This window comes from Streptococcus oralis (genome assembly GCF_001578935.1).
GTDB classification, from domain to species: domain Bacteria; phylum Bacillota; class Bacilli; order Lactobacillales; family Streptococcaceae; genus Streptococcus; species Streptococcus oralis_R.
The window spans coordinates 1-355 of record NZ_KQ969539.1 but is presented as its reverse complement, the minus strand read 5'-3'; the positions used below and the strand labels follow the sequence as shown (position 1 = coordinate 355).

1 pseudogene is annotated in these 355 nt (G+C 47.3%); it reads right to left on the bottom strand.

Features of this window, described 5'->3' with window-relative positions:
- Window positions 1–355: pseudogene (locus tag SORDD15_RS10345) on the bottom strand (hypothetical protein); the annotation flags it as partial.

Here is a 355-nt window from a genome sequence, read left to right as displayed (position 1 = left end):
CGCTCAACACGACTCTCCATCTGCTGGGTCGCCTGTTTGTAGGCTATCGCAAAGCGTTGAACAGACTTGAGTTTGGCAAAATCTCCTGACTGATAAGTCCCTACCGTACGTGTCTTCCCTGCGTGCTCTGCGACCAAGGCCTTGGTCGCAGACAAGAGTTCCTTAAAGGCGACCAAATCCTGACTCGCATGATTACTTTCATACTGAGTGATGGAGGTATCCAAGTTCTTGAGCTGGTTCATGAGGAAGTTATAGTTCATGACTGTACTGGTATGACTGCTTCCTTCGTAGCTCACCAAGTCCGAAATCTTGTCCTTGGTCGTGTTTAAGAGCTCAATCTCGTTCTTTAACTTAT